General features: G+C 65.9%; 20 protein-coding genes, 1 tRNA gene and 1 pseudogene. 20 read left to right on the plus strand and 2 right to left on the minus strand.

Annotation, left to right across the window (positions count from 1 at the left end; genetic code table 11):
- Positions 1 to 11: 11 nt before the first annotated feature.
- From P0D62_RS16675 to P0D62_RS16710, 8 genes and pseudogenes are all read left to right on the plus strand, one after another.
- Positions 12 to 797, plus strand: a complete 786-nt coding sequence (locus tag P0D62_RS16675) for a DUF4311 domain-containing protein (RefSeq protein WP_275703678.1) — start codon at positions 12 to 14, stop codon at positions 795 to 797.
- Positions 798 to 1,481 carry a DUF4310 family protein gene (locus P0D62_RS16680; protein ID WP_275703679.1) on the plus strand — a complete coding sequence of 228 codons (684 nt, stop codon included), beginning with the start codon at positions 798 to 800 and terminating at the stop codon, positions 1,479 to 1,481.
- Complete coding sequence (locus P0D62_RS16685) at positions 1,478 to 2,584, plus strand: DgaE family pyridoxal phosphate-dependent ammonia lyase (RefSeq protein ID WP_275703680.1); 1,107 nt, start codon at positions 1,478 to 1,480, stop codon at positions 2,582 to 2,584. Before P0D62_RS16680 ends, P0D62_RS16685 begins: the two co-directional genes overlap by 4 nt.
- A complete protein-coding gene (locus P0D62_RS16690; protein WP_275703681.1) occupies positions 2,584 to 3,306 on the plus strand; it encodes a KDGP aldolase in 723 nt (240 codons plus the stop codon). Before P0D62_RS16685 ends, P0D62_RS16690 begins: the two co-directional genes overlap by 1 nt.
- A 142-nt stretch (positions 3,307 to 3,448) precedes the next feature.
- Entirely contained in the window at positions 3,449 to 3,814 is a 366-nt protein-coding gene (locus P0D62_RS16695) for an SFCGS family glycine-rich protein (RefSeq protein ID WP_275703682.1), read from the plus strand.
- A gap of 90 nt (positions 3,815 to 3,904) precedes the next feature.
- The gene (gene metH, locus P0D62_RS16700) at positions 3,905 to 7,381 is read left to right on the plus strand and encodes a methionine synthase (RefSeq protein ID WP_275703683.1); all 3,477 of its coding nucleotides are present in this window, start codon (positions 3,905 to 3,907) and stop codon (positions 7,379 to 7,381) included.
- A 10-nt stretch (positions 7,382 to 7,391) separates the two neighbouring features.
- Complete coding sequence (locus P0D62_RS16705) at positions 7,392 to 8,060, plus strand: HAD family hydrolase (RefSeq protein WP_275703684.1); 669 nt, start codon at positions 7,392 to 7,394, stop codon at positions 8,058 to 8,060.
- Between the two features lie 277 nt (positions 8,061 to 8,337).
- Positions 8,338 to 9,234: pseudogene (locus P0D62_RS16710) on the plus strand (tRNA (adenine-N1)-methyltransferase); the annotation flags it as partial.
- Here P0D62_RS16710 and P0D62_RS16715 read toward each other — a convergent pair.
- Positions 9,231 to 9,593, minus strand: a complete 363-nt coding sequence (locus tag P0D62_RS16715; RefSeq protein WP_275703685.1) for a DUF3054 domain-containing protein — start codon at positions 9,591 to 9,593, stop codon at positions 9,231 to 9,233. The pseudogene P0D62_RS16710 and the gene P0D62_RS16715 sit on opposite strands and share 4 nt — an antisense overlap.
- A 113-nt stretch (positions 9,594 to 9,706) precedes the next feature.
- Here P0D62_RS16715 and prcB point away from each other — a divergent pair, with 113 nt between their 5' ends.
- The 6 genes from prcB (at position 9,707) to P0D62_RS16745 (ending at position 15,469) form a co-directional block, all read left to right on the plus strand.
- Positions 9,707 to 10,525 (plus strand): proteasome subunit beta, encoded by an 819-nt coding sequence (gene prcB, locus P0D62_RS16720; RefSeq protein WP_275703686.1) that lies wholly within the window; start codon positions 9,707 to 9,709, stop codon positions 10,523 to 10,525.
- Positions 10,522 to 11,217, plus strand: coding sequence for a proteasome subunit alpha (prcA, locus tag P0D62_RS16725; protein ID WP_275703687.1), 696 nt, complete (start codon positions 10,522 to 10,524; stop codon positions 11,215 to 11,217). Before prcB ends, prcA begins: the two co-directional genes overlap by 4 nt.
- Entirely contained in the window at positions 11,210 to 12,292 is a 1,083-nt protein-coding gene (locus P0D62_RS16730) for a prephenate dehydrogenase (protein WP_275703688.1), read from the plus strand. The genes prcA and P0D62_RS16730 overlap by 8 nt, the downstream gene beginning before the upstream one ends.
- Before the next feature lie 8 nt (positions 12,293 to 12,300).
- Positions 12,301 to 12,966 (plus strand): (d)CMP kinase, encoded by a 666-nt coding sequence (cmk, locus tag P0D62_RS16735; protein ID WP_275703689.1) that lies wholly within the window; start codon positions 12,301 to 12,303, stop codon positions 12,964 to 12,966.
- A 115-nt stretch (positions 12,967 to 13,081) separates the two neighbouring features.
- The gene (der, locus tag P0D62_RS16740) at positions 13,082 to 14,434 is read left to right on the plus strand and encodes a ribosome biogenesis GTPase Der (protein WP_275703690.1); all 1,353 of its coding nucleotides are present in this window, start codon (positions 13,082 to 13,084) and stop codon (positions 14,432 to 14,434) included.
- Positions 14,435 to 14,443: 9 nt separating this feature from the next.
- The gene (locus P0D62_RS16745; RefSeq protein WP_275703691.1) at positions 14,444 to 15,469 is read left to right on the plus strand and encodes a YdcF family protein; all 1,026 of its coding nucleotides are present in this window, start codon (positions 14,444 to 14,446) and stop codon (positions 15,467 to 15,469) included.
- Positions 15,470 to 15,606: 137 nt separating this feature from the next.
- On the opposite strand, the gene P0D62_RS16750 is transcribed toward P0D62_RS16745, so the two are convergent.
- Entirely contained in the window at positions 15,607 to 16,164 is a 558-nt protein-coding gene (locus tag P0D62_RS16750) for a helix-turn-helix domain-containing protein (RefSeq protein ID WP_275703692.1), read from the minus strand.
- A gap of 59 nt (positions 16,165 to 16,223) precedes the next feature.
- On the opposite strand from P0D62_RS16750, the gene P0D62_RS16755 reads away from it, so the two are divergent.
- The 6 genes from P0D62_RS16755 to P0D62_RS16780 all read left to right on the plus strand — a co-directional run bounded on the left by P0D62_RS16755 (position 16,224) and on the right by P0D62_RS16780 (position 24,357).
- Positions 16,224 to 17,771 carry an FAD-dependent oxidoreductase gene (locus P0D62_RS16755; RefSeq protein ID WP_275703693.1) on the plus strand — a complete coding sequence of 516 codons (1,548 nt, stop codon included), beginning with the start codon at positions 16,224 to 16,226 and terminating at the stop codon, positions 17,769 to 17,771.
- A 120-nt stretch (positions 17,772 to 17,891) separates the two neighbouring features.
- Positions 17,892 to 17,965, plus strand: a tRNA-Pro gene (locus P0D62_RS16760).
- A gap of 213 nt (positions 17,966 to 18,178) precedes the next feature.
- Positions 18,179 to 18,829 carry a group I intron-associated PD-(D/E)XK endonuclease gene (locus tag P0D62_RS16765; protein ID WP_275703697.1) on the plus strand — a complete coding sequence of 217 codons (651 nt, stop codon included), beginning with the start codon at positions 18,179 to 18,181 and terminating at the stop codon, positions 18,827 to 18,829.
- Between the two features lie 289 nt (positions 18,830 to 19,118).
- Positions 19,119 to 20,804: an Eco57I restriction-modification methylase domain-containing protein gene (locus tag P0D62_RS16770; protein ID WP_275703694.1), complete on the plus strand. Its 1,686-nt coding sequence runs from the start codon at positions 19,119 to 19,121 to the stop codon at positions 20,802 to 20,804.
- A 51-nt stretch (positions 20,805 to 20,855) separates the two neighbouring features.
- Positions 20,856 to 23,231 carry a sensor histidine kinase gene (locus P0D62_RS16775; protein WP_275703695.1) on the plus strand — a complete coding sequence of 792 codons (2,376 nt, stop codon included), beginning with the start codon at positions 20,856 to 20,858 and terminating at the stop codon, positions 23,229 to 23,231.
- 16 nt (positions 23,232 to 23,247) lie between these two features.
- Positions 23,248 to 24,357, plus strand: a complete 1,110-nt coding sequence (locus P0D62_RS16780) for a hypothetical protein (RefSeq protein ID WP_275703696.1) — start codon at positions 23,248 to 23,250, stop codon at positions 24,355 to 24,357.
- Positions 24,358 to 24,850: the final 493 nt, after the last annotated feature.

Below are 24,850 nucleotides of genomic sequence, written 5' to 3' on the forward strand. Positions count from 1 at the left end.
GGACCTCTGAGATGAGTACCGCAGTCATTCTCGCCGAGTCCCTGATCATCGGGGGCTTGGCGGGATTCGGCGCCAGTGCGGGCGCCGCCCGTATGTTCCATGCACCGACGGTGCAGGGCATGGGCGCCTTCCGTACCTTCGGCGAGCTGAACGCATGTAAGGGCGACCCCGTCGCGCACTTCTCGTTCGGCCTCGGCTTCCTGTTCAACGCGTGGGCCTCCGTCGTGGGCGCCGGCGCGCTGACCCAGGACGTCGATCACCGCATCATCCCCAACTGGGCGGCCGGCTCTCTGCTGCTGCGCAACAAGTCGGTGGAAGACACCCTGTACAACCCAAAGAAGATGGCCATCGCCGGTGCCATCGTCGGCGCGATCCTGGTGACCGTGCTGAACACCACCGCGGCCGGCGTCCCGACCGCCCTGCAGAGCGTGGCCACCCAGGTGCTCGGACAGGCGGCCGGCTGGCTGCTCAACCCGGTGATGCCGATCCTGTTCTGGATCGCCGCCCTTGACGCCGGAAAGAAGACCGGCATGTGGGGCACGATCCTCGGTGGCCTCTCGCACATGATCCTCGGCAACGCCGTTCCCGGCATCGTGCTGGGCATCCTGCAGGGCCAGAGCCTCGAAGCGAACGGCTGGAACAAGGTCAGCAAGATCATGTGCTCCGCCATCGTGCTGCTGTTCCTGTTCAGCGGCTTCTTCCGTGGCTTCGACATCACCGTGCTCAACCAGATCGGCGCCACCGTGCCCGATTGGCTGATCAACGTTCACGCGCTCTTCGGATATGAGGTGAAGTAAATGTCTGACATCGCTGCTGAGGCCGCACGGGCCGAGCAACTCCGCAAGAACTTCTGGTACGCCGAATGGTCGTTCCCGATCTTCGTCGCCACCCTTTCCGCCGGCATCTTCGCGGGCACGCACCTGTACTACGTGTACAAGGTGGGAGCGTTCAACGACATTCCGATCGTCGCCCTGCTGGCCGCCGGCATGGCCGATCCCGCCCAGCTGGGAGCGGCGGCCGCCTTCGGTGCCAGCTTCCTGTTCGCCCGTGTGCTGGAGGGGCCGCTCGTCGGCATCCTCGACATCGGCGGCTCGCTGCAGACCGGCGTCGGCATCGGCATCCCGGCCCTGCTGCTCACCGCAGGCTTCACGGCGCCGCTGGAGAGCTTCCCGCTGTCGCTGCTGGTCGGTGGCGCGATCGGTCTGGTGATCGGCCTGATCATCATCGTGATCCGCAAGTTCACGGTGAATGCGTCGGAGACGACCTACGGCACCGAGATCATGATGGGCGCCGGCAACGCGGCGGGCCAGTACCTCGGCCCGCTGATCGTGATCGCCGCGTGCATGGCCTCCGCACCCGTCGGCCTCGGCGCGACGATCGGCGCGGCCATCGCGTACTACTTCAAGAAGCCCATTCCGGGCGGCGCCATCCTCGGCGCCATGCTGATGGGCATGATTTTCCCATTGGCCATTCCGGAATGAGCGTCTTCGAACAGATCGGCTGCCGTCCGATCATCAACGCGAGCGGCAAGATGACCGCCCTCGGAGCCAGCGCCGTCAGTCCCACCGTGGCTGCGGCGTTGGCCGAGGCCTCGCAGGACTACGTCGAGATCAAGGAGCTGCTGGTGCGCGCCGGCCGCGTGATCGCGGAGGCCACGGGCACGCCCGACGGTTGCCCGGCCACGGGCGCCGCCGGCGCGATCGTGATCGGCGTGGCCGGCGTGATCGCGGGTGAGGATCTCACCCGGATCGAAGCGGTCCCGAACGTGGTGGGTGTGCCCAACGAGGTGATCATCCAGAAGGGCCAGGTGGTGAACTTCGGCTCCTCGATCACCCAGCTGATCCGCATCGCCGGCGGCGTGCCGGTGGAGGTGGGGCAGGCCAACCACGTCGAACCCGAGCACATCAGCGGCGCCATCGGTCCGAACACCGCGGCGCTGTTGTACGTGAAGTCGCACCATGCGGTCCAGAAGGGCATGGTGTCGGTGGAGGAGATGTCCGAGATCGCCAAGGCGCACAACCTGCCCCTGCTGGTCGACGCTGCGGCCGAAGAGGACTTCGGCCAGTACTACCGCAAGGGCGGCGACCTGGTGTTCTGCTCGGGAGGCAAGTCGCTGAACGGGCCGACGTCCGGCTTCCTCTGCGGCCGGGCCGACCTGGTGGCTGCGGCGCGCGCGCAGTATGCGGGCGTCGGGCGTCCGATGAAGGTGGGCAAGGAGGCTGTCATGGCCCTCTGCGCCGCCCTCATCGAGTACCCGAATCGTCCGGACGTGTCCGGCCAGCAGCGCGACCGCATGCAGTGGCTCTGCGACGAGGTGAACACGGTGCCCGGCTTGAAGGGCTCCATCCTGGCCGACGAGGCGGGGCGTGCGATCTACCGCGCCCAGATCGTCGTCGACCCGGAGGCCTTCGGCATGGACGCCATCGAACTCACCACGCGCCTCAAGCAGGGCACCCCGGCGATCTTCACCCGCGACTATTACGCGAACACCGGGTCGTTCCAGGTGGATCCCCGGCCGTTGCGCGACGGTCAAGAAACTGAGATCGCGGCCGCCATCGTGGCGCTCGCGAAGAAGGAGAACTGATGTCCAAGATCGAACTCAACGTCCTGGCCAAGGACCTCGACAACGCGGTGGCCGTCACCCAGGCGGCGGAGGGCAACGTCTACGTCGGCGTGCTCACCAAGAACTTCGACACCGTCGATGAGGCCGTGGCCCAGGTCAAGGCCTATACCGCCGCGGGCGTGCGGGTCTCCGTCGGCCTCGGTGCCGGCGATCCGGCGATGTGGCGGCGCGTGGTCGACGTCTCCGTCGCGACGCTGCCCGCCCACGTCAATCAGGTGTATCCCGCCGCCGGCCTCACCGTCGGCGCGCTGGAGGTGGCCGGCGCCACTGACACCTGGGTGAACGCGCTGATCACCCCGGGCTCCAAGCCGGGTCTGGTCCGGGTGGGCACGGGACCGAACAGCGTCGGCTTTGACGGCGAGGTCTCGGCCGAGCAGGCCGCGGCCCTGGTGGCCGAGGTGGGCATCGCCAGCGTGAAGTTCTACCCGATCGGTGGCACCACGCAGCTCGATCACCTGACCGCGATGGTGAAGGCGGCTGTCGCGGCCGGCGTGCCGATCTTCGAGCCCACGGGCGGCATCGACGTCGAGAACTACGATGTCGTCGTCAGCACCTGCCTTGAGGCCGGTGCCACGCACGTGGTGCCGCACATCTACACGTCGATCGTCGACAAGGCGTCGGGCAACACCATCCCCGAGCTGGTGACGCTGCTCAACGAGAAGTCCGCGGCGCTGCTCTCCTGAGTCAGGCCAACGAGGCCCCGGAGCTCCCACAGGAGTTTCGGGGCCTTCTGGCATGCCTGCGAGGGGCATCCAGTAGGGTGTGGCCAAGCAACGGAGCAATGGATGCCCAGGACACGGCACGGCTCCGAGAAGGAGTGAACAAGTGGCTATCAAAGTTGTCATCGGCCATCGTCTTGGCAAGGGTCAGGCGGCGGCCGAGGGGGTGAAGCAGGCCGGGGGCGAGGCGATCGTGATCCCGGGCCTCGGCGCGGACATGAAGCTCGGCGACGTGATGCAGGAGAACGACGCGGATCTCGGCATCAGCTTCTGCGGCTCGGGCGGCGCCGGTGCCGTGACGGCGTCCACCAAGTACGGGTACAAGATGGAGTTCCAGCTGCGCACCATCGAGGCCGGTCTTGAGGCGGTCCGCAATGGTGCTCGGGTGATCGGCTTCGGCTTCATCGACGAAGAGGAGCTGGGGCGCCGGGTCACCGAGGAGTACGCCAAGCTGCACCCCGAGAAGGCCTGAGCAGTTTTCTCCGAAGTGAGGCTGGTTCGTTCACTCAGCCGGGAGTGAACGAATCGGCGCTCGCAGTGCCGGACGCATTATGGTGATCCGGTGCCAAAGTCTTTCAAGGAACTGCTCGGATCTCGTGTGCTCGTCGCCGACGGGGCCATGGGCACCATGCTGCAATCCTTCGGAGACCTCAGTCTGGAGGAGGACTTCCAGAATCTCGAGGGCTGCAACGAGGTGCTCAATGTCACCCGCCCCGACGTGGTGGGTGCGGTGCATCGTGCCTACCTGGAGGCGGGTGCCGACTGCATCGAGACCAACAGCTTCGGCACCAACCTCGCGGCGCTGAACGAGTACGGCATCGTCGATCGGCTGGAGGAACTGGCCGAGGCGGCGGCGCGGATCGCACGGGAGGCCGCCGACGAGTTCTCCACGGAGGACAAGCCGCGTTTCGTGCTGGGGTCCGTCGGTCCTGGCACCAAGCTGCCGACGCTAGGCCACGTCACCTTCGCCGAGATTCGCGACGCCTACCAGCTCCAGATGAGCGCCATGATCAGCGGCGGCATCGACGCCGTGCTGATCGAGACCTGTCAGGATCTGCTGCAGGCCAAGGCCGCCGTGATCGCCGCCAAGCGGGCCCGCGAGGAGGCGGGCGTCGAGCTGCCGATCCTGGTCAACGTGACGGTGGAGACCACCGGCACCATGCTGTTGGGGTCTGAGATCGGCGCGGCGCTCGTCGCCCTGGAAGCGCTGGGCATCGATTGCATCGGTCTCAACTGCGCCACCGGTCCGGCCGAGATGAGCGAGCACCTGCGTCATCTCTCGCGGCGTGCCGGCATCCAGGTGGGTGCCATGCCCAACGCCGGCCTGCCCGAGCTCACGGCCGACGGAGCGCGCTACCCGCTGGGGCCCGAGGGGCTGGCCGAAGCTCTGGGCCTGTATCTGGACGAGTTCGGACTTGCGCTGATCGGCGGCTGCTGCGGCACGACGCCCGAGCACATCCGGCTGCTCGCTGAGGGCTACTCGGGCCGTCCAGTTGCGACGCGCACCCCGCAGATCGAGGAGGCCTCCTCGTCGCTCTACATCGAGGTGCCCTTCGCGCAGGACGCGTCGTACCTCAACATCGGCGAGCGCACCAACGCCAACGGCTCCAAGGTGTTCCGCGAGGCCATGCTTGCCGGCAACTGGGACGAGTGCGTCGAGATCGCCAAGTCCCAGGCCCGCGACGGCGCGCACGTGCTGGATCTCTGCGTCGACTACGTGGGCCGCGACGGCGCGGCCGACATGTCGGAGCTGGCGTTCCGGCTGTCCACCGCTGTGACGCTGCCCGTCGTGCTCGATTCCACCGAGCCGCACGTCCTCGAGGCCGGCCTCGAGCGTCTCGCCGGGCGCTGCATCATCAACTCGGTCAACTACGAGGACGGTGACGGTCCCGAGAGCCGCTTCGGCCGGATCATGCCGATGGTGCGCGAGCATGGCGCCGCGGTCGTGGCGCTGACCATCGACGAGGAGGGCCAGGCCCGTACCGCCGAGTGGAAGGTGCGCGTCGCGTCGCGGCTCATCGACGACCTGGTCGACAACTGGGGCATGAGGGTGGGCGACATCCTGGTCGATGCCCTGACGTTCCCGATCGCGACCGGCCAGGAGGAGACGCGCAAGGACGGCCTGGAGACCATCAACGCGATCCGCGAGCTGAAGCGGCGCTACCCGGGCGTGCGCACCACGCTGGGCCTGTCGAACATTTCCTTCGGCCTCAATCCCGCGGCTCGCATCGTGCTGAACTCCGTGTTCCTGCACGAGTGCGTGCAGGCAGGCCTGGACTCGGCGATCGTGCATTCGGCCAAGATCCTGCCGATGGATCGCATCCCGGAGGATCAGCGTCAGGTGGCGCTGGATATGGTCTACGACCGACGCGCCGAGGGCTACGACCCGCTCAGCCGTTTCCTCGAGATGTTCGAGGGCGTCACCGCCGCGTCGGCGCGTCAGAGTCGCGCTGCCGAGCTGGCAGCCCTGCCGTTGGCCGAGCGCCTGCAGCGCCGGATCATCGACGGCGAAGGCAAGGGCCTCAGCGAGGATCTGGACGAGGCGCTCGGCGGCAAGCCCGCGCTGGAGATCATCAACGAGGATCTGCTGGCCGGCATGAAGGTGGTCGGTGAGCTGTTCGGCTCGGGCAAGATGCAGCTGCCGTTCGTGCTGCAGTCGGCCGAGGTGATGAAGACCGCGGTGGCCTATCTGGAGCCGCACATGGAGAAGTCGGACGGGTCCGGCAAGGGAACCCTGGTGCTGGCGACGGTGCGCGGCGACGTGCACGACATCGGCAAGAACCTGGTCGACATCATCGTCAGCAACAACGGCTACACGGTGATCAACATCGGCATCAAGCAGCCGGTGCAGGCGATCATCGAGGCCGCCGAGAAGCACAATGCCGACGTGATCGGCATGTCCGGCCTGCTGGTGAAGTCGACGCTCGTGATGAAGGACAACCTGCTCGAGCTCAACCGGCTGGGGCTGGGGGAGAAGTACCCGGTGCTGCTCGGCGGTGCCGCGCTGACAAGGGCCTTCGTCGAGCACGATCTCAATGACATTTTCGACGGCGAGGTGCGCTACGCCAAGGACGCGTTCGAGGGTCTGGCCCTGATGGATGCCGTGATGGCCGTGAAGAACGGCGTCGAGGGCGCCGCGCTGCCGCAGCCCAAGCGTCGCCGCTACGCCAAGGTGGAGGTGGCCGACGACCAGGCCGACGAGCCGGGCCTGCGCTCCGATGTGGCCCGTCGCATCGACGTGCCGACGCCCCCGTTCTGGGGCACCCGTGTGGTCAAGGGCATCCCGTTCGCCGACGTGCTCCAGTGGCTGGACCATCGCGCCACCTTCATGGGGCAGTGGGGGCTGAAGTCGCTGCGCGGCGGCCCGTCGTACGAGGAGCTGGTGGAGACCGAAGGTCTGCCCCGGCTGCGCATGTGGGCCGACCGGATCAAGACCGACAAGCTGGCCAACTTCGCCGTCGTCTACGGCTACTTCCCGGTGCACTCCTCGGGCAACGACCTGATCGTCTTCGATCCTGCCGACCAGGAGCGCGAGGTGACTCGCTTCACCTTCCCGCGCCAGCGTCGGGACCGCCGGCTCTGCCTGGCCGACTTCTTCCGCGACGAGGAGGAGGCACGCGAGCTGGGTCCGGACGTGCTGCCGATGCAGCTGGTCACCATGGGGTCGGAGGTGGCCAAGGGAACGGCCAAGTTGTTCGAGGCCAACGCCTACCGCGACTACCTGGAGCTGCATGGGCTGTCCGTGCAGCTCACCGAGGCCTTGGCCGAGTTCTGGCATTCCCGGGTGCGCGACGAGCTGGGCCTGCAAGGCGATGGCTCGGTCGAGGCGGCGATTCGCGACCAGGCCTACCGTGGCTCGCGCTACTCCTTCGGCTATCCGGCCTGCCCCGAGATGGAGGACCGGATCAAGCTGACGAAGCTGCTGGAGCCGGAGCGGATCGGCGTCGAGTTGAGCGAGGAGTTGCAGCTGCACCCGGAGCAGTCGACGGATGCCATCGTCGTGCACCACCCGGAGGCCAAGTACTTCAACGCCAAGTAGGGTGTCGGGCATGACTCTGCCTATGCCGAAAGCCGTGCTGTGGGACTTCGACGGAACCCTGATCGACAGCGAGCCCATCTGGGCGCAGGGCGAGCAGGTGGTCATGCGCGGGCGCGGCGTCGCCTGGGGGAGTGAGCACAACGCGTCCTTCGTCGGTCAGTCGATGGAGAACACGGCGCGAGCCATGGCAAGGGCCTTGGGCGACGAGGAGCTGTGGCGAGAGCTGGCAGACGGCGTCGAGGAGTACGTCGGCGCGAGGCTGGCTCAAGAGCTGCCCTGGATCGACGGCGCCCGCGAGCTGCTGGAGGACGTGGCGGGGCGCGGTGTCCGGATGGCGGTCGTGACGGCGAGCAGCAGCCGGATCCTGGAGGCCGCCCGTCCGCATCTCGAGCGGCACGTCAAGACGATCGTGACCGCCAACGACGTGACCAACCACAAGCCGCACCCCGAGGCCTATCAGACGGCGATGGAACGCCTCGGCGTCGCGCCGGAGGAGTGCCTCGTGGTCGAGGACTCCATCCCCGGCGTCGCCTCCGGTCGTGCCGCCGGCGCCGTCGTCTACGCCGTGCCCGTCCCGATGATCGAGATGACGGAACAGCCCGGGGTGCGGATCAACCACAACCGCCTGACCGGCACCACCTGGCCCGACCTCCTCGACGCCTGGCGCACCCTGAAGTGACCCACCCACCTCACGCTCTCCGAGGCGCGGGGGATCACCACGGTCTTTGAGGTGCGGAGGCTCCGGGCGAGGAACGAGCCCCGAAGCCGCAGCCTCGACATTCAGGACGAGCGCGAAGCACTGATGACGCTCTTTGAGGTGCGTAGGCTCCGGGCGAGGAACGAGCCCCGAAGCCGCAGCCTCGAAAAGACCCAGCGCGAGAATCCGCAGTAGCCCAGCCACAGACGGTCACCGCCGTTATCCGGCATACTTGTGCGCTGACTCGACGACGGGACGACCAAGTATGAATCTTTCTGGTGTGAAGAGCGGCAATCTGCAGCCGGGCGAGCGCGTGACGCTCACTGACGGCAAGGGACGACGCAAGTCGATCGTGCTCCGCGAGGGCGCGGAGTGGCACACGTCTCGTGGCGCGATCAAGCACGACGACATGATCGGCGGACCCGAAGCCGTCACGGTGAAGGCCGCCGGCGGTGCCGAGTACCTGGTGATGCGCCCGATCCTGAACGAGTACATGGTCTCGATGCCTCGCGATGCGGCGGTGATCTACCCGAAGGACGCGGCTCAGATCCTGATGTGGACCGACATCTTCCCGGGTGCTCGCGTGCTGGAGGCCGGCGTCGGTTCCGGCGCGCTCAGCCTGGCGATGCTGCGGGCGATCGGCCCCGAGGGGCGCCTCCACTCCTATGAACGGCGCCAGCAGTTCGCGGACGTGGCCATGAAAAACGTCGAGACCTTCCTCGGCGGGCCGCACCCGGCGTGGGAGGTGACCGTCGGCGACCTGGTCGAGGTGATCGCCGACGAGCCCATCGACCGCGCCATCCTGGACATGCTGGCACCGTGGGAGTGCATTGACGCCGTCGGCGAGCGCCTGGTGCCCGGCGGCATCCTGTGCTGCTACGTCGCGACGACCACCCAGCTCGGTCGCACCATGGACACTCTGCGTGCGCACGGCGGCTTCACCGAGCCGTCGGGCGTCGAGATCAGCATTCGCGAATGGCACGCCGAGGGCTTGGCCATCCGCCCGGGCCACGGCACCAGCGGTCACACCGGCTTCCTGATCCACACCCGTCGGATGGCCCCCGGTAACACTCCGCCGATGCGTAAGCGTCGCCCGGCTCCCGGCGCCTACGGCCCCGACTACACCGGTCCGCGCCCCGCCAACATCGCCACCTAGGCGCGGTTCTTGCGGCGGCCGGCCAGATGGGTGATGAGCCGCCAGCCGCCGAGGAACAGACCCAACACCAGGGTCGTCACGATCACGAACGGCAGGGCGGTTCCGCCGCCGGAGGCGATGCGAAGGGACATCCCGCCGGCGACGGTGACGAGCCAGATGATGAGGAACTCACGCAGTCCTAGCCCGACCTTGCCGAGCAGCACGACGACGGCCCAGCCCACGGCGAGGGCCGCGCCGAACGGCCAGAAGGTGCCGAAGATGCCCGCGACGTCGAGCGTCTCGCCGTGGCTGGCTCGGCCGTTGATGGCGAACAGCAGGACGGCGATCAGGTCGATGGCGATGGGCACGATGCGCTTCATGGCGCCCACTATAGGCACGTCGGCGCTACTGCCTCGTGGAGGTGTGTGAGGCGGCGCGCGTCCTGTCGGTCGGGTGGGCTATCGTCGGGGTGACTCAGATAGAAAGCGAGGCCATGGCCGATCAGCTGCGGGGCCTTTTGGGGCCCTCCCTCGACGCGAACACGTCGTCCTTCGCCGAGTTCCTGGGGCGCGCGATGCCCGATCACCGGCTGTCCGTGCCGGCGAGCGAGCTCGCGCCTCACGGCACCACCATCATCGCGGCGCGATATCGCGACGGCGTGGTGATGGCGGGCGACCGGCGCGCGACGATGGGCTCGGTGATCGCGCTGCGCGATATCGAGAAGGTGTTCGGGGCCGACGACTCGTCGATCATCGGCGTGGCCGGATCCGCGGGCACCGCCGTCGAACTGGTGCGGCTGTTCCAGGTGGAGCTGGAGCACTTCGAGAAGATCGAGGGCGTGAGCCTGAGCTTCGAGGGCAAGGCCAACCGGCTGGGCGCGCTGCTGCGGGCCAATCTTCCGCAGGCCATGCAGGGCCTGATGGTGCTGCCGCTGTTCGTGGGCTGGGACGAGCGCGCCGGCCGCGGCCGGCTGTTCTCCTACGACGCCACCGGCGGGCGTTACGAGGAGCAGGACTTCTGCGCGATCGGCTCCGGCGCGTCCTTCGCGCGCGGGTCGCTGAAGAAGATGCACGATCCTGAGGCCGACGAGTTCACGGCGGTCGCGGCGCTGCTGCAGTCGCTGTTCGACGCGGCCGACGACGACTCCGCCACCTCTGGCCTCGACGTCACCCGCGGCATCTTCCCGGTCGTGATGCGCGCCTCGGCCGACGGCGTCGTCAAGTGGGAGGACGACGGCGTGCGTGAGTTGGCCGAACGCATCGTCACCGGCCGCAAGGTCCGGCCCGAGGGACCGAGGGGGACCGCGCTGTGAGCACGCCTTTTGGCTACATCTCGCCCGAGCAGCTGATGCAGGACCGGGCGGAGTTCGCGCGCAAGGGCATCGCGCGCGGCCGCTCCGTCGCCATGCTGCGCTACCAGGACGGCATCGCGATGGTGGCCGAGAACCTGTCCACCACGCTGCACAAGATCTCCGAGATCTACGACCGGATCGGCTTTGGCGCCGTCGGCAGGTACCACGAGTTCGAGGCGCTGCGCATCGCCGGCATCCGCCAGGCCGATCTGCGCGGCTACTCCTACGACCGCTCCGACGTGTCCGGCCGCAGTCTTGCCGTCTCCTACTCGCAGCTGCTCGGCGGCGCCTTCTCGTCGGGCAGCGAGAAGCCCTTCGAAGTGGAGTTGCTGGTCGGCGAACTCGGACTGACGCCGGAGGCGGATGTGATCTACCGGGTCGCCTACGACGGCGTGATCACCGACCATGCCCAGAGCGCCGTGATCGGTGGCGAGGCCGAGCAGGTGGCGTCGCGGCTGCGCGCGTCCCATCGCCCGGACGCGCCGCTGACAGAGGCCATCGCGACGGCAGCCCGCGCCCTGGGAGGCTCGGAGGCGCTGGCCGCGTCGCATCTCGAAGTGGCTGTTCTCGACCGCAACAGCCGGCTCCGGCGCACCTTCCGCCGGCTTCCGGCCGACGAGGTCGCCGCGCTGCGTGAAGCCACCGATGAGTGACGGGCAGAGCGCGGCCCGGGTTCTGATCGTCGGCGCGGGGCTGGTGGGGTCGTCGCTGGGCCTCGCCCTCGTGCGCGCGGGCTACGACGTCGTGCTGTGGGACACCGCGGCATCCCATGCTCTCGTGGCGGCCGAACTCGGAGCCGGCCGGGTGGGCGATCCCGGCACGCACGTCGACATCGTCGTGGCTGCGACGCCGCCGGCTTCGATCCCGGGCGTCGTCGTGCAATGCCTGGAGCGTTTTCCCAAGGCGGTGGTCACCGACGTGGGGTCGGTGAAGGCGCAGCTGGTGGCCGATGTCGCTCAGCGCACGCCGCACGCCGCACGGTATGTGCCGTCGCACCCCATGGCCGGTTCGCAGTTCACGGGGCCGATGACCGCCTCGGCCGACCTGTTCGTCGAGCGCACCTGGGTGGTCACCCCCGTCGAGGGCAACGCCGAGTCGGATGTCGCGATGATCACCCGGATGGCCGAGGCCTCCGGCGCGCGCGTCGTCGTGATGGCGCCCGATGCGCATGACGAGGCCGTAGCCCAGGTGAGCCATGTGCCACACCTGATGAGCATTCTCACGGCCAGCCATCTGCGCGCGGTGCCGGGAGAGAACCTGCGGCTGGCTGGGCAGGGGATTCGCGACGTGACGCGCATCGCCGGCTCCGATCCGGGGCTCTGGCGGCAGATCCTGACGGCCAACTCGGCCGCCGTGCGCGCGGAGCTGGAGGAGGTGGCCGAGGATCTCCAGTACCTGATGGGGGTGCTCGACCAGCCTGAGAAGCTGGAGAGCTTCCTCGGCCTGGGGCAGGCGGGCGCCCATGCGCTGCTGGTCAAGCACGGCCGGCAGCCGTTGGACGTGTGGAGCGTCACCGTCGAGATCCCCGACGAGCCGCGCGCGCTCGGCCGCCTGTTCACCGACATCGGCAAGGCCGGCTTCAACGTCGAGGACTTCGATCTGACGCACGACCCCGTGCGCAATGTCGGTTATCTGTCGATCACCGTCGAGAGCGAGATGGCCGAACGGCTGCGCTCGCATCTGGTGGACAAGGGCTGGGCCGCCTGGTCCAGCACGAGGAAAGAGTGAGGAAACCCATGGCTGAATCCGTTCTGGTTGCGATCGACGGGCCGAGCGGCTCGGGCAAGTCGACCACCTCGAAGCTGCTCGCCACCCGGCTGGGGCTGGGCTACCTGGACACCGGCTCGATGTATCGGGCGGCGACGGTGCGCTACCGCGAGGCGTTCCCCGAGGGCGGTGCGGATGCTGCGGCGATGACGGAGCTGATCGCCAGCACCTCCATCGAGGTGGGCACCGATCCGGCGGCGCCCACCATCGCCGTGAATGGTCGCGACGTCTCCGCCGAGATCCGCGAGCCTCGGATCGCCGCCGCCGTCTCCGAGGTGGCCACCAACACCGACGTGCGAGCGCTGCTGATCGACCAGATGCGTCGCGTCATCGCCGAGCACGACCGTCGGATCGTCGTGGAAGGTCGCGACATCACCACCGTCGTCGCTCCCGACGCCGACGCCCGCGTGCTGCTGGTGGCCGACCCGGCCGCACGGGTTGCCCGTCGGGCCGCGGAGGTGGGCGACAAGGCCGACCAGGCCGCCGTCACCGACCAGGTGCTGCGCCGCGACCGTGACGACTCGACGGTGGTCAACTTCACCGAGGCGGCCGAGGGCGTCACCGTGATCGACTCCACCTTCCTGACCCCCGACGAGGTGGTCGACGCCATCATCGCCCTGCTGCCCCGAGGTTGACGCCTCCGCGACGAAGGGAGGCCGCGACCCTCGCGAGGCGGTCGGTTGACCAAAGATAGGTAGACTGAGCCGTCGCTGCGTCGGGAGACGCGGGCTGTGGACGAAGGGAAGCGTTGTGAGCGAAGAAACCACTGGGGAAGAGACGATCATCAAGCCGGTGGTGGCGGTGGTGGGGCGACCCAACGTCGGAAAGTCCACTCTGGTCAACCGCATTCTGGGTCGGCGCGAGGCCGTCGTCCAGGACACCCCGGGCGTGACGCGCGACCGGGTCTCCTACGACGCCAACTGGAACGGCCGCGAGTTCGTGCTGGTCGACACCGGCGGCTGGGTGTCCGACGCCCAGGGCATGGCTGCCCAGATCGCTGAGCAGGCCGAGCTGGCCATCTCCACGGCCGACGCGGTGTTGTTCGTCGTCGACGCCACCGTCGGCACCCTCGACGAGGACGAGGCCGTCGTGCGCGTGCTGCGTCGATCCAGCAAACCCGTCGTGCTGGCCGCGAACAAGGTCGACAACCAGCAGACCGAGATGATGGCCGCCACCATGTGGAACCTCGGCCTGGGCGAGCCGTACCCGGTCTCGGCCCTGCACGGTCGCGGCTCCGGCGACCTGCTCGACGCACTGCTCGACGCGCTCCCGGAGGCTCCGCGCGAGGCGGAGGTCGAGGAGGCCGGGCCGCGTCGCGTGGCCATCGTCGGCAAGCCCAACGTCGGCAAGTCGTCGCTGCTCAACAAGCTGGCCCAGCAGCAGCGCGTGGTCGTGTCCGACATCTCCGGCACCACCGTCGACCCGGTCGACGAGATCGTCGAGGTGGGCGGCCAGGTGTACCGGCTGATCGACACCGCCGGCATCCGCAAGCGCGTGAAGCAGGCCTCCGGGCACGAGTTCTACGCCAGCCTGCGCACCCAGGCCGCCATCGAGCGCGCCGAGGTGTGCGTGATGGTGATCGACGCCTCCGAGCCGGTCAGCGACCAGGATCTGCGCATCCTCAGCGACATCGAGGAGATGGGACGCGCCCTCGTCATCGCGTTCAACAAGTGGGATCTCACCGACGACGAGCGCCGCCGCTACCTGGAGCGCGAGATCGAGCGCGACCTGGTCGCCTTCCGTTGGGCGCCCACCGTGAACATCTCGGCGCTGACCGGTCGCAACGTCGACAAGCTGTCGAAGGCGATCGAGGCGGCGGCCGCTGGCTGGGAGACCCGGATCTCCACCGGCAAGCTCAACTCCTTCCTCGGGCGCATCGCGGCCTCGCATCCGCACCCGGTTCGTGGCGGCAAGCAGCCCCGCATCCTGTTCGGCACCCAGGCCCAGGCCTGCCCGCCCACGTTCGTGCTGTTCACCAGCGGCCAGCTCGATCCGCAGTACACGCGCTTCGTCGAGCGGCGTCTGCGCGAGGACTTCGGCTTCGTCGGCTCGCCGGTGCATATCGAGGTGAGGGCGCGCGCCAAGCACTCCGAGCGTCGCTGAGGTAGCGGGGTGTTCGGCGGGTTCATCACCTTTGTCCTGGCGGTCGGCTTCGCGATCGGCGTGCGTCGGGAGCCGCGACGCTTCGGGCTGGGCATCCTGCTGGCTGTGCTGGTCAGCGATCTGCTGCTGCGGGGCTTCAGCGCTCTGATCAACCTCACCGATCAAGGGGTCGGCACGATGTTCGCCGGCCTGCTGTTGATGGCCGTCGTCGTGGTGATGCTGCTCCTGGTGGCGACGCTGGGCGTGTTCTTGATCTGGAACACCGTCGTGATGTTCCGCAAGGAGGGGCGCGGGCTCCCTGCCCGGATCACCGGAACCGTCGGAGCGTTGATCGTGGCCTACCTGGCCGCCGGCGTCGTGACGCTGGTGTTCGGCCTTTACGACGTGGTGCCCTGGTTGATCTTCACGGGGCTGCCGGCCACGTATCTCGCCTTCCTGTTCGTCGCGTTCCTGCTGTATTCGACGCTGTATACGGCGATCGCCGACCGCTTCGGCGACCCGGTCGATGCCGTCGTCGTGCTCGGCGCCGGCCTCCTGGGTGGCGAGCGGGTGAGCCCGCTGCTGGCTAAGCGGATCGACAAGGGACGCGAGGTGTTCGAGAAGTCGAAGGCGGCGGGTCGCGATCCGCTGCTGATCGTCTCTGGTGGTCAGGGTGCCGACGAGAAGATCTCGGAGGCCGAGGCCATGTCGCGCTACCTCGTCGAGCGCGAGTTCGATACCGGTCAGCTGGCGTTGGAGGCCAAGTCGACGGACACCGACGAGAACCTGCGCTATTCGTCGGTGGTCCTTGCTGAGCGTCGTCCGGAAGGGGTCACGCGCATCGCCGCCGCGACGAGCGACTATCACGCGTTCCGTGCCGCGATCATCATGCGCAAGGCCGGTCTGCCCGGCTATGCCGTGGGCGCCAAGACGGCCCGCTACTACTGGCCGAGCGCGATGATCCGCGAGTTCGCCGCCATCCTGATGGAACACTCCCGCCTCAACCTGGTGATCCTGCTGGGCCTGTGCGCGCCACTGATTATCTACGCTCTTTGAGTTATCTACGCTCTTTGAGGTGCGGAGCGCAGCGGAGCCTCGAAAAGAGCGCAACCTCGGGCAGGGACTATCCCTCGGCGCCCGGCTGGGCCGTTTCGAGGCTCGCACGCTCGCATCTCAATGACCGTGATCTCCCGCTACTCCCCACTCTGCTGGGTATGCAACCGGAAGCCCTCGGCGCCGAAGATGCTGAGCACCTCAGCAGCCTTGCCTCCCTCGGCGCTCATCGCGTGGGGGATCTGGGTGTCGAACTGCGCCGCCTCTCCCGCCTGCAGCACGACCTCCTCGCCGCCTAGCTGCAACCTCAGAGACCCCGACAGCACGTACAGCCACTCCTGTCCCTCATGGGTGCGGGGCTCGGGCTTGGCCTGACGCGGGGGATAGGTGATCTTGTAGGTGGACACAGGCGAGCCCTCAGGAGACAACGGAGCGACGATCATCCCGTTCATCCGCAGCACCGGGCGGCGCACCCGGGGATCGCGCGGGGCGTTGTCGATCAGGTCGTCGATGCGAATGCCGAGCTGACGGGTGACGGGCACCAACAGCTCCAGGCTGGCCTGGCGCTTGCCGGCCTCGAGCCTCGAGAGCGTGCTCACAGAGATGGAGGTGCGCTCCGAGAGTTCTTCGAGGGTCAGCCCACGGGCGCGACGGGCGGCCCTCAGTCTGGGCCCGATCAAGCGGAGTTCATCAGTCATAGTTTGCCAATTCTGCAAAAGGATTTGCTTCCCCATCAGTATGGACGTGGAATACCTGCATGGACAACACATACGACGTGATCATCATCGGCGGAGGAGTCGGCGGACTGGCGACCGGGCTGACGCTGGCGCGCGCCCGTCGGCGGGTGCTGATCGTGGACTTGGGCCTGCCGCGCAACCGCTTCGCCTACCACATGCACTCCTTCCTGGGGCAGGAGGGAACCAACCCGCTGGATCTGCTGCGCAAGGGGCGCGACGAGGTGCGGGTCTTTGGAGCGGAGATCGTCGACGCAGAAGTCTCGGGCGTGAGCTACGACGGGGGTTTCACCGTCGAGTTGCAGGGCAGGACAGTGACGGCGCGCGCCCTGGTGCTGGCCACCGGCGTGACCGACGAACTTCCCGACGTTCCAGGTCTGCGCGAACGTTGGGGCATCGATGTGATCCATTGCCCGTACTGCCATGGCTACGAGTTCGGCGGCCAGCGTCTGGGTGTGCTGATCACCTCGCCGATGGGGCTGCATGTGGCCAAGCTCGTGCGCCAGTGGAGCGACGACGTCACCCTCTTCGTCGCCGACGGCCAAGAGATCCCAGCCGACGAGCAGGTCGCCTTTGCGGCTCGGGGCATGAAGGTCGTGAAGGGCGGCGTCCAGGGGGTGGTCGTCGTGGACGACGCGCTGACCGCCGTGCGCACCGCAGAGGGCGAGGTTCCTCTGGATGCGCTGTTCGTCACGCCGGCGTCCCGCCCGAACGACGAACTGGTGCAGGGCTTCGACCTCGAGCGCACCGAGTACCCGATGGGCAGCTTCCTCAAGGTCGACGCCATGGGCAAGACCAGTCATCCGTGGATCTGGGCAGTGGGCAACGTGACCAATCCCGGGATGAATGTCGCCATGACCGTCGGCGCGGCGGCGAGTGTCGGCGGAATGCTGAACGCCGCTCTCGTCGAGCAGGACTTCACCCAGGCGCTTACTCATTCCCATCACTCTCCGCTCCCGCCGGCCGAGTACTGGGAGGCCCGCTATGGAGAGCGCGATCAGGTGTGGTCGGGCAAGGTGAACGCCGTGCTGGCGGGCATCGCGTCCGATCTGGAGCCGGGGCGAGCGCTCGACCTGGGCTGTGGCGAGGGCGGCGACGTGATCTGGCTCGCCGAGCAGGGGTGGAAGGCCGTCGGTATCGACATTTCGCCCACCGCCACCTCCCGGGGCGAGGCCGCGGCCAAGGAGCGCGGTCTCGACGATCGTGCGACCTTCTTCGCGCAGGATCTGGCCGACGCAGACCTGGATGGCAAGTTCGATCTGGTCACGGCGAGCTTCTTCCAGTCGCCGGTCGAGCTGGATCGTGCTGCGGCCTTGCGCAGGGCAGCCGCCTTGCTTCGACCTGGCGGTCACCTCCTGATCACCGCCCACGCCGCCCCGCCGCCCTGGGCCAACCCGGAGCACCTCAAGACCTTCCGTCCGATCGACCCGCACGACGAGGTGGCCATGCTGCAACTTGAGCCGGGGGAGTGGGAGACGGTGTTCGCCGAGATCCGTACCCGAACCGCCACCTCGCCGGACGGTGTGCCCGGCGAACTGGAGGATTCGGTGGTGCTTCTTCGCCGCTTGTGAGGGGCGTCCGGAGTTGTGGCGGCTGGTTCCGTCACGACTCCGGACACCTTCGGAACTGCTCGGTTGGACCGACCGCCCGACCTTGGGATAGAGTTCTTTCTCGGATCGGAAACGGTCCATCGGGATGTGGCGCAGCTTGGTAGCGCACTACACTGGGGGTGTAGGGGTCGCAGGTTCAAATCCTGTCATCCCGACGTAAAAGCCCTAGTGAGAACGTGTTTCTCACTAGGGCTTCGTCGTGTTTTGGGTCGGTGCAGAAGGAGACTGTCGGACCTCGTCGGTAGCGTCATGCCATGGCCGGAAAGAGAAGCTACGCGGACGCTCAACTGCTGGCAGCTGTCGCAGCATCGAGTTCGTGGCGTGGGGTGTTGCGGGAACTCGGCATGGTGGCCACCTCGGCTGGAGCGATGAGATCAGTCCGTGCGCACGCCGACCGTCTTGGAGCGGACTACGGGCATTTCACCGGACAGCGACGGTGGACAGAAGCCCAGCTTGCTGAGGCGGTCCGGGCGTCGAGTTCCTGGGGCGAGGTGGTCGATAGGCTCGGGCCGAGGGGCGGATCCGCCGCCGCGCTACTCAAGGGCCATGCCGCACGGCTTGGCCTTGACGTCTCCCTCCTTGGAGCCCGTCGCCCCTCCGACGATGTTCAGACTCTTCGGCCAAATATTCGCAACCCTCCTCGCGCTGGCTCTCTCTTGGCTGCAGCATGGTTCACCCTCTGTGGGTACGAGGTGTCCTGGCCGCTCGAGCCATGCCGCTACGACCTCCTCGTTCACGGAGCTGGCGGAATGAGGCGAGTCCAGGTCAAGACCACCCTCGCAGCGAAGCCGGTAACCCGCACGGTGTACCTTTCGACGACCCGACGGGAGCGGCGCACCTATGATCCCGATGAGATTGATGACTTCTTCATCATCGATGGCGATCTCAACTTCTACTTGATCCCGGTGTCGACAGTCGGCGGGCTGCACGCGATCCGCCTCGACGCCTACGAGCCCTATCGACTTCCCAGACCCGGCGCAGGGCTCGAATGCCTGACTGGCATCCGGCGCGACAAGTAGGTGACCTCAGATCCACCCACTGGGAGACCTCCTCGTGCCCCCATTGAGAAGAGCTTGATTGCCTGCTGATCTACCCTTGCCAGAAACGTGAGCCCGGACTACTCAGTACGAAGCAAGCGCTGGCAGAAACGTTGTGTTCGTCGTTTGTGGCGTGGCTGGGTGGCTCCTCTCGTTCCAGAGTCCCCTGCAGCCGCGATTGCACTCCGCTGCTTATCGCTGGGTAGTCTGATGTCATGACTCCGTTTTCGACTCGACGTGCTCGCGGTAGGACAGTTTGACGAGCGGAACGATGATCGCCCCTTCAAGGACGGGGCTGGCGCAGTACTCGGAGGTCCGCTGCACCGACTACAGTGACGTGCTTGCATGGGTGACGGCGGATTCGGAGGTTCCATTCTCCGTTGAGGGACTCAGCGGCGTGACGGAAACCCAGGGAGCCCACCTCGGACGATTGTCAGCGCTCATCCTGCAGGCGATTGTGGGCTCGGGTAGACACACGCGGATCGCGCAGGCGCTGGCAAAGTCGTCACAGGTGTGCGTTCCTGGTGAGGTCCGTGCCGCTTTTGAGCGGGTCGTGAGCGCGAGCGCTCTCACTAACCTCGCATCGCTCTACGCCGACATTGTCAAGGCAGACAATCGCCGCACACTAGGCACCTTCTTCACACCAGCGGCGGCGGCCGCGCGCATGGTTGCCGAGTACGCGGAAAGTCACCCGGCACCCCGTTGCGTAGTGGACGTCGGTGCGGGTGTCGGGGTTTTCTCAGCTGCGGCGCGTGATCGTTGGAGTTCGGCAAACATCAAAGCCGTCGACATCAACCCGGTCACGCTTGGTCTACAAGCCGTCGCGCTGCGAGTGCTGGGCGATGAGACCACCGACCTAGTGCTGAGCGATTATCCTTCATGGCTGGCATCAAGAGAGCCGGGGCCACCGACTCTTTACCTTGGCAACCCACCCTACACTCGCTGGCAGCTCATCCCGAGAGAGGATCGCGATGTTCTCCTTGAGGCGACCCAGGGTCTTGTGGGCGCGAGAGCAAACCTCTCGACAGTCTTCCTCGCGATCTCCCTCTTGAAGCTCCGCCCCGAGGACGGGCTGAGTTTGATCGTGCCAGCCGGGTGGATGAGCGCAGCATACGCAAAGAACCTCCGCGCGTACGTGCGCAACCAGACTTCCCGCGCGATCACTCTCAGGCTCGCCGACTCATGGAGGTTCGAGGGGGCTATCGTCGACGCTGTCGTCGTCGAGGTCGGCCCAGCGATAGGGGGGAGAAACCAACTGATGATCACCGACTGGCTCGGTGCTACGCAGACGATATTGGGTCGAGAGCAATCAGACGAGTCTCCGTTCATCAGGGACAGCGCTATTCGGACGAGACTCGCCCGTTCAGATGGCACTGAGCTCAGCGAGTACGGAAGGTTCACTCGGGGAGTCGCAACTGGAGCGAACTCGTTCTTCGTTCGAACTGTTGAACAGGCAGACAAGGACGGCATTGATCCTCGGTGGCGGACAGACATCGTGCGGAGGATGCGCCCCGGCAGCGGTCCTGCGCAGCCAGTGGTTGAAACGTCCACACTCCTGAACCTTCGGGACTATCAGCAAGGCGACGACGCGACCATCGACGAACTGGTCGCCGACGCCGAGCGCGCCGGCATCAACGAGAGGCACCTGTGTGCGTCGCGGGAGCGATGGTTCGATCTGTCGGCTGAGGTCTGGATTCCTGATGTGGTCCTTTCGTCCTTCGGCCGGGATTCCTATCACGTGCACGTCAACAACGCCGGTCATTCCATTACGAACAACCTCTTCGGATGGACATGGAAGGACTCGGTGGCGCTAGATGAGCGCCAGGCCATCCTGGAGTGGCTTACGAGCGAAGAAGGTCAGCGTTCTCTTGCCCTGAGCGCCACCCGCGAAGCGAACGGACTGCACCGCCTCAGTCCGCGAGCTCTCATGCACGTTCAGTACCCCCAACCGGGATAGTTGACGTATCTCCGCTAGTCTGAGGCTAGCTCGCTGCGACGAAGGACCCGAATGCCGAACTCAGACACGTCTGTACCAGACGCTCTTGCCTTCTCGGTGGACACGCATCTTCTTCGTGAACTCGGCACGCTTCTGGTGGGTCGCGACAGCACTGCACTGGTCGAGCTGATCAAGAACGCCTACGATGCGGATGCACGAACCGTGACGATCCATGGGGAGTCGCTCGCAAACCACGGGTTCATCTCTGTGCGGGACGATGGTCACGGAATGAGCTACGAGGACTTCACCGAGAGCTTCCTCCGCATCGCTGGCCGAAGCAAAGAAGGTGGTCATCGCCGCAGCCCGCGTTACGGCCGCAAGTACACCGGCGCGAAGGGGATCGGGCGGTTGGCCGCGCATAAACTGGGGGAGCGCCTCGCGCTAGAGTCCACTCCAGACAATAGGCTGCTGGGACGACGAGCCGACACCAATGGTGTCATCGCGAACATAAATTGGGTCGAGATCGAAGCAAGCGAGAAAAGTATCGATGAGACCAAGCTGATTCAAGCCGTCCGAACACGGCCATCGCCCATCGGCAGCGGGACCGAGTTGACCATCTCGCGACTCCACAGCGATTGGTCAACACGTCAACTAAATGAGTTCCTCGCGGAGGTGCGATCTACGAGACCGGACGAGGTGATGTGGGCACCGCTCCCAACGACGGTGTTCCATGACCCGCTCTTATTGCCCACGCTTGAGACCGCAGACAGCGACTCAAACGACCCTGGCTTCACCGTCGAACTGTCTGGGGAGTTTGCCGGCTCGGAGTCGCAGTGGCCGACCCTGCTCGCGCACATCGGCTGGCTAATCGAGGTGGACGCTCGCGACGAAAACGTCGTTTCCTACCGAATCACGCCATCCCGGAATCTCAAGAAGCAGCACCCTGGTGCAGAGCAGCGCGAGTTCACGTGGGTCAGAAAACAGCCAGGACCGCGCTTCACGAGCCGAGTTCTCGTCCGGGGGACCGAATCATTCCCACGCGCACTTAAGGACTTGCTGACGACGTTTGCGAACTCGGCAGCCGGGATCCGGCTGTACTCGGAGGGCTTCCGTGTACTGCCCTATGGAACCGCGAGGAACGACTGGTTGGGCATCGATCGCGCGTATAGCTCGCGTGAAGAACTCCGACTCGGGAGGGACTTCGAGAACGAACTTCCCAGCGCCGACAATCGTGCAGCGAAGGTCCAGGAGAAGACTTATCGGCTCTCCAATCGTTCTTATTTCGGGGCGGTGTTCCTGCATGATGAGTCGAGTGCAAACTTACAGATGGTGGTCAACCGGGAAGGGTTTCTCCCGAACGATGACTTCGAGCAGATCGTCGACATCATGAGTCGGGCAGTAAATATCAACACGCGCATGCGAGCTGCGCTCGGTGTGCGGCAGAAGGAAAGGGATGAGGCAGAGAAGGCTGCCGCAGCGGCGGCACAGCGCGCTGAGTTGCTCAACCGCGCTACGCGTCCTCAACTCCACACTCCGACCACGCCGCGTACGGCGGCCCAAGAGGTGCGGACGCTTCTCGAGGTCGGTCGCGACTCGGTGGCTGCGTTGCGCATTGACAGTAGTCCCTCTTTGCCTGCTGAAGACCGAGAGTTACATGCCAAGGTGCTCCAGGTTGTGCTTGATGAAATTGGCTCGGCGTCGATGGCTGCTGCTGATGAACAGGCGCAACTGCGAGTGCTCGCGAGCCTTGGCACCCAGCTAGGGGCTTTCGTCCACGAGGTGAATAGTCTGCTCGGTCAGGCTCGCCTCGTGGAATCTGCGCTCGGCGATATGCTTGACCTTGATCTCCCCATGGAAGCGCGCACTCGCATACAGCGTATCCGACGTGCGCAGATCGAACTGATCTCAACACTTGAGCGTCAATCCGTCTACTTAGCAGACTCGTTCGGTGCGGAATCGCGGCGTCGGAGGAGCCGCCAGCTGCTCAGTGACAGGTGGGCGACGGCGAAGCGGCTGCTCTCGGCTGCGGCTCAACGGCGGGATGTGACTATCAGTGAGTCGCTCCCGTCTGGTCTGCGCACTCCGCCGATGTTCTCAGCAGAGGCGAACATCATTCTCACGAACCTTCTGAGTAACGCCGTCAAAGCCGCCGCGAGCGGTGACGCGTCCGTCTCCCGACAAATCAAACTCTCAGGCACTCAAAGCAACGACGGGATCCAGCTTCTCATCGAAAACACCGGCGCGAGAGTCGACCTGGCGAAGAGCGATCGATGGTTCAGTCCATTCGAGACTACGACCAGCGACATGGACGAGACGCTTGGACAGGGGCTTGGGCTTGGACTCACACTCACTCGCCGGATTATTGAGGACTACGGGGGACGGATCGCTTTTATCGAACCAAGCAATGACATGGCGACTGCAGTTGAAATTTGGTTACCTGAGAACTGAGAAAGTATGACACGGCATGAAATCCAATGAAGTCCGGATCCTGGTCATTGATGACACACCAGGGCGGCACACCCTGCTTTCACAAGGAGATGCGAAGTTCCGGGTTCTGCATCCGCTTGACGTCGACGATTTCAGCCTTGAAGGCATCGATCTAATCTGCGTGGATGAGTATCTCGGCCAGGACTGGGCAGCGAAGATTCAAGGACTGGTCAGCGACCTGCCAGCCCTTCACAACTCGGACGGACTTGCTGTCGCCGCAGCGCTACGCAGCCGCGCCCGACTCGCGGACCGCTCTGGTGCGCCGGGATTCGCTGTCGCGCTCTTCACCGCTGACCTCGGCAGGTTGTCCGAAGGCCTTCCGGAGTCTCGACAGGAACCACTCACAGCATCAATGCATGATCTCGAATGGGTGTTCCGGTTTGAGGGAGGCCCGGCCGGCTTTGGTGATCGTGTCGAAGAGCTGGCGTCCGCCGCTCGCTCAATCACCGGCATTGACGTTGCTGCCAACGGCCACTCATGGTTGGGCCTTGGCGCTAGGGCATGGGCTGACCTTGCCCGTGCACAGATCGATGACTGCAGGCCACCGCAGAGTGCTCTTGCCAAGTCAACATCGGGAAGAAGCTATCTCAGATGGTTGGCGCAACGAGTGCTTCCGTACCCGACGTTCGTTCTTGATGAGGAGTACGCTGCAAATTTGATGGGCATCGAGGTTGCGGCCTTCCGGAGTGATGCCGTCCAAACTCTGCTTGCCTCACAGCAGGCAAAATATAGCGGCCCGTTACGCAAGAGCTTTCTCGGTCGGCGTTGGTGGAGGGCTGCCTTGCAGCACATTCTTGAAGAAGCCGGAGTGTCTGCCTGGGATGCACCTCATGAAAAGGCGGAAGCACTCTCACGCTTTATCGGTTCGGCAGTAGCTCCTCTCGATGCAGTCAACCCGGTTGTTTGCTATGGCCCTAGCGGTGACGTGGTTGCCATCGACGCTGAAGCAGAAGATTGCGTCCGAATCCAGCTGGACGGCTGGCCTCTTTTTGCCGACGAGGCCTGGGCGCAGCTCGACGTGGCGCGAACGGTGCCAGAGGTCCGCGCGCTTGTCGCCCACGACGATGTTGCCCGACTGAGTGAGTAGTTGCCACCATGCAGCGAGAAGTCACCCACCTTGTCGACACGAGCTACGCGCTCTGCTTTGGAGCTGTCCCTCGTGGAATGACGCACCTTCGGGAGCTCTTTCAAGGGGGTTTGGCAGCACCGCCCGCCGTGAAACGTGAGCTGGATCGACTCCGCCGTTCCGGCCGGAACTCGGACGTCCGGAAAGCGGCGGAGAGGTTTGCCGGTCGCAATGAAAGTGTTCTGCTCAATGCCCCCCTCTATCAAGGCGACCTTTGCGAGAGAGACCTTGCATTGGCCTGCATCCCCTGCGTCTCCGCCCCCGGCGCACACCCCGGTTTGCAAGAGCCAGGTGAAGCCGTGACAGAGGTCATCGAGGGGCCAAACGGGCTCTTCATACCTGCGGTGGGTCGAGGGTGAGTCCTCCGCCGATGAGGAGCATGCGTAGTCGGTAGTTCTCGCGGTTGCGGAAGCCGCGGGCGATGCGGCGGTGGAGCTCGATCAAGCCGTTGATG

It is taken from the genome of Tessaracoccus caeni (assembly GCF_029211185.1).
Lineage (GTDB): Bacteria > Actinomycetota > Actinomycetes > Propionibacteriales > Propionibacteriaceae > Arachnia > Arachnia caeni.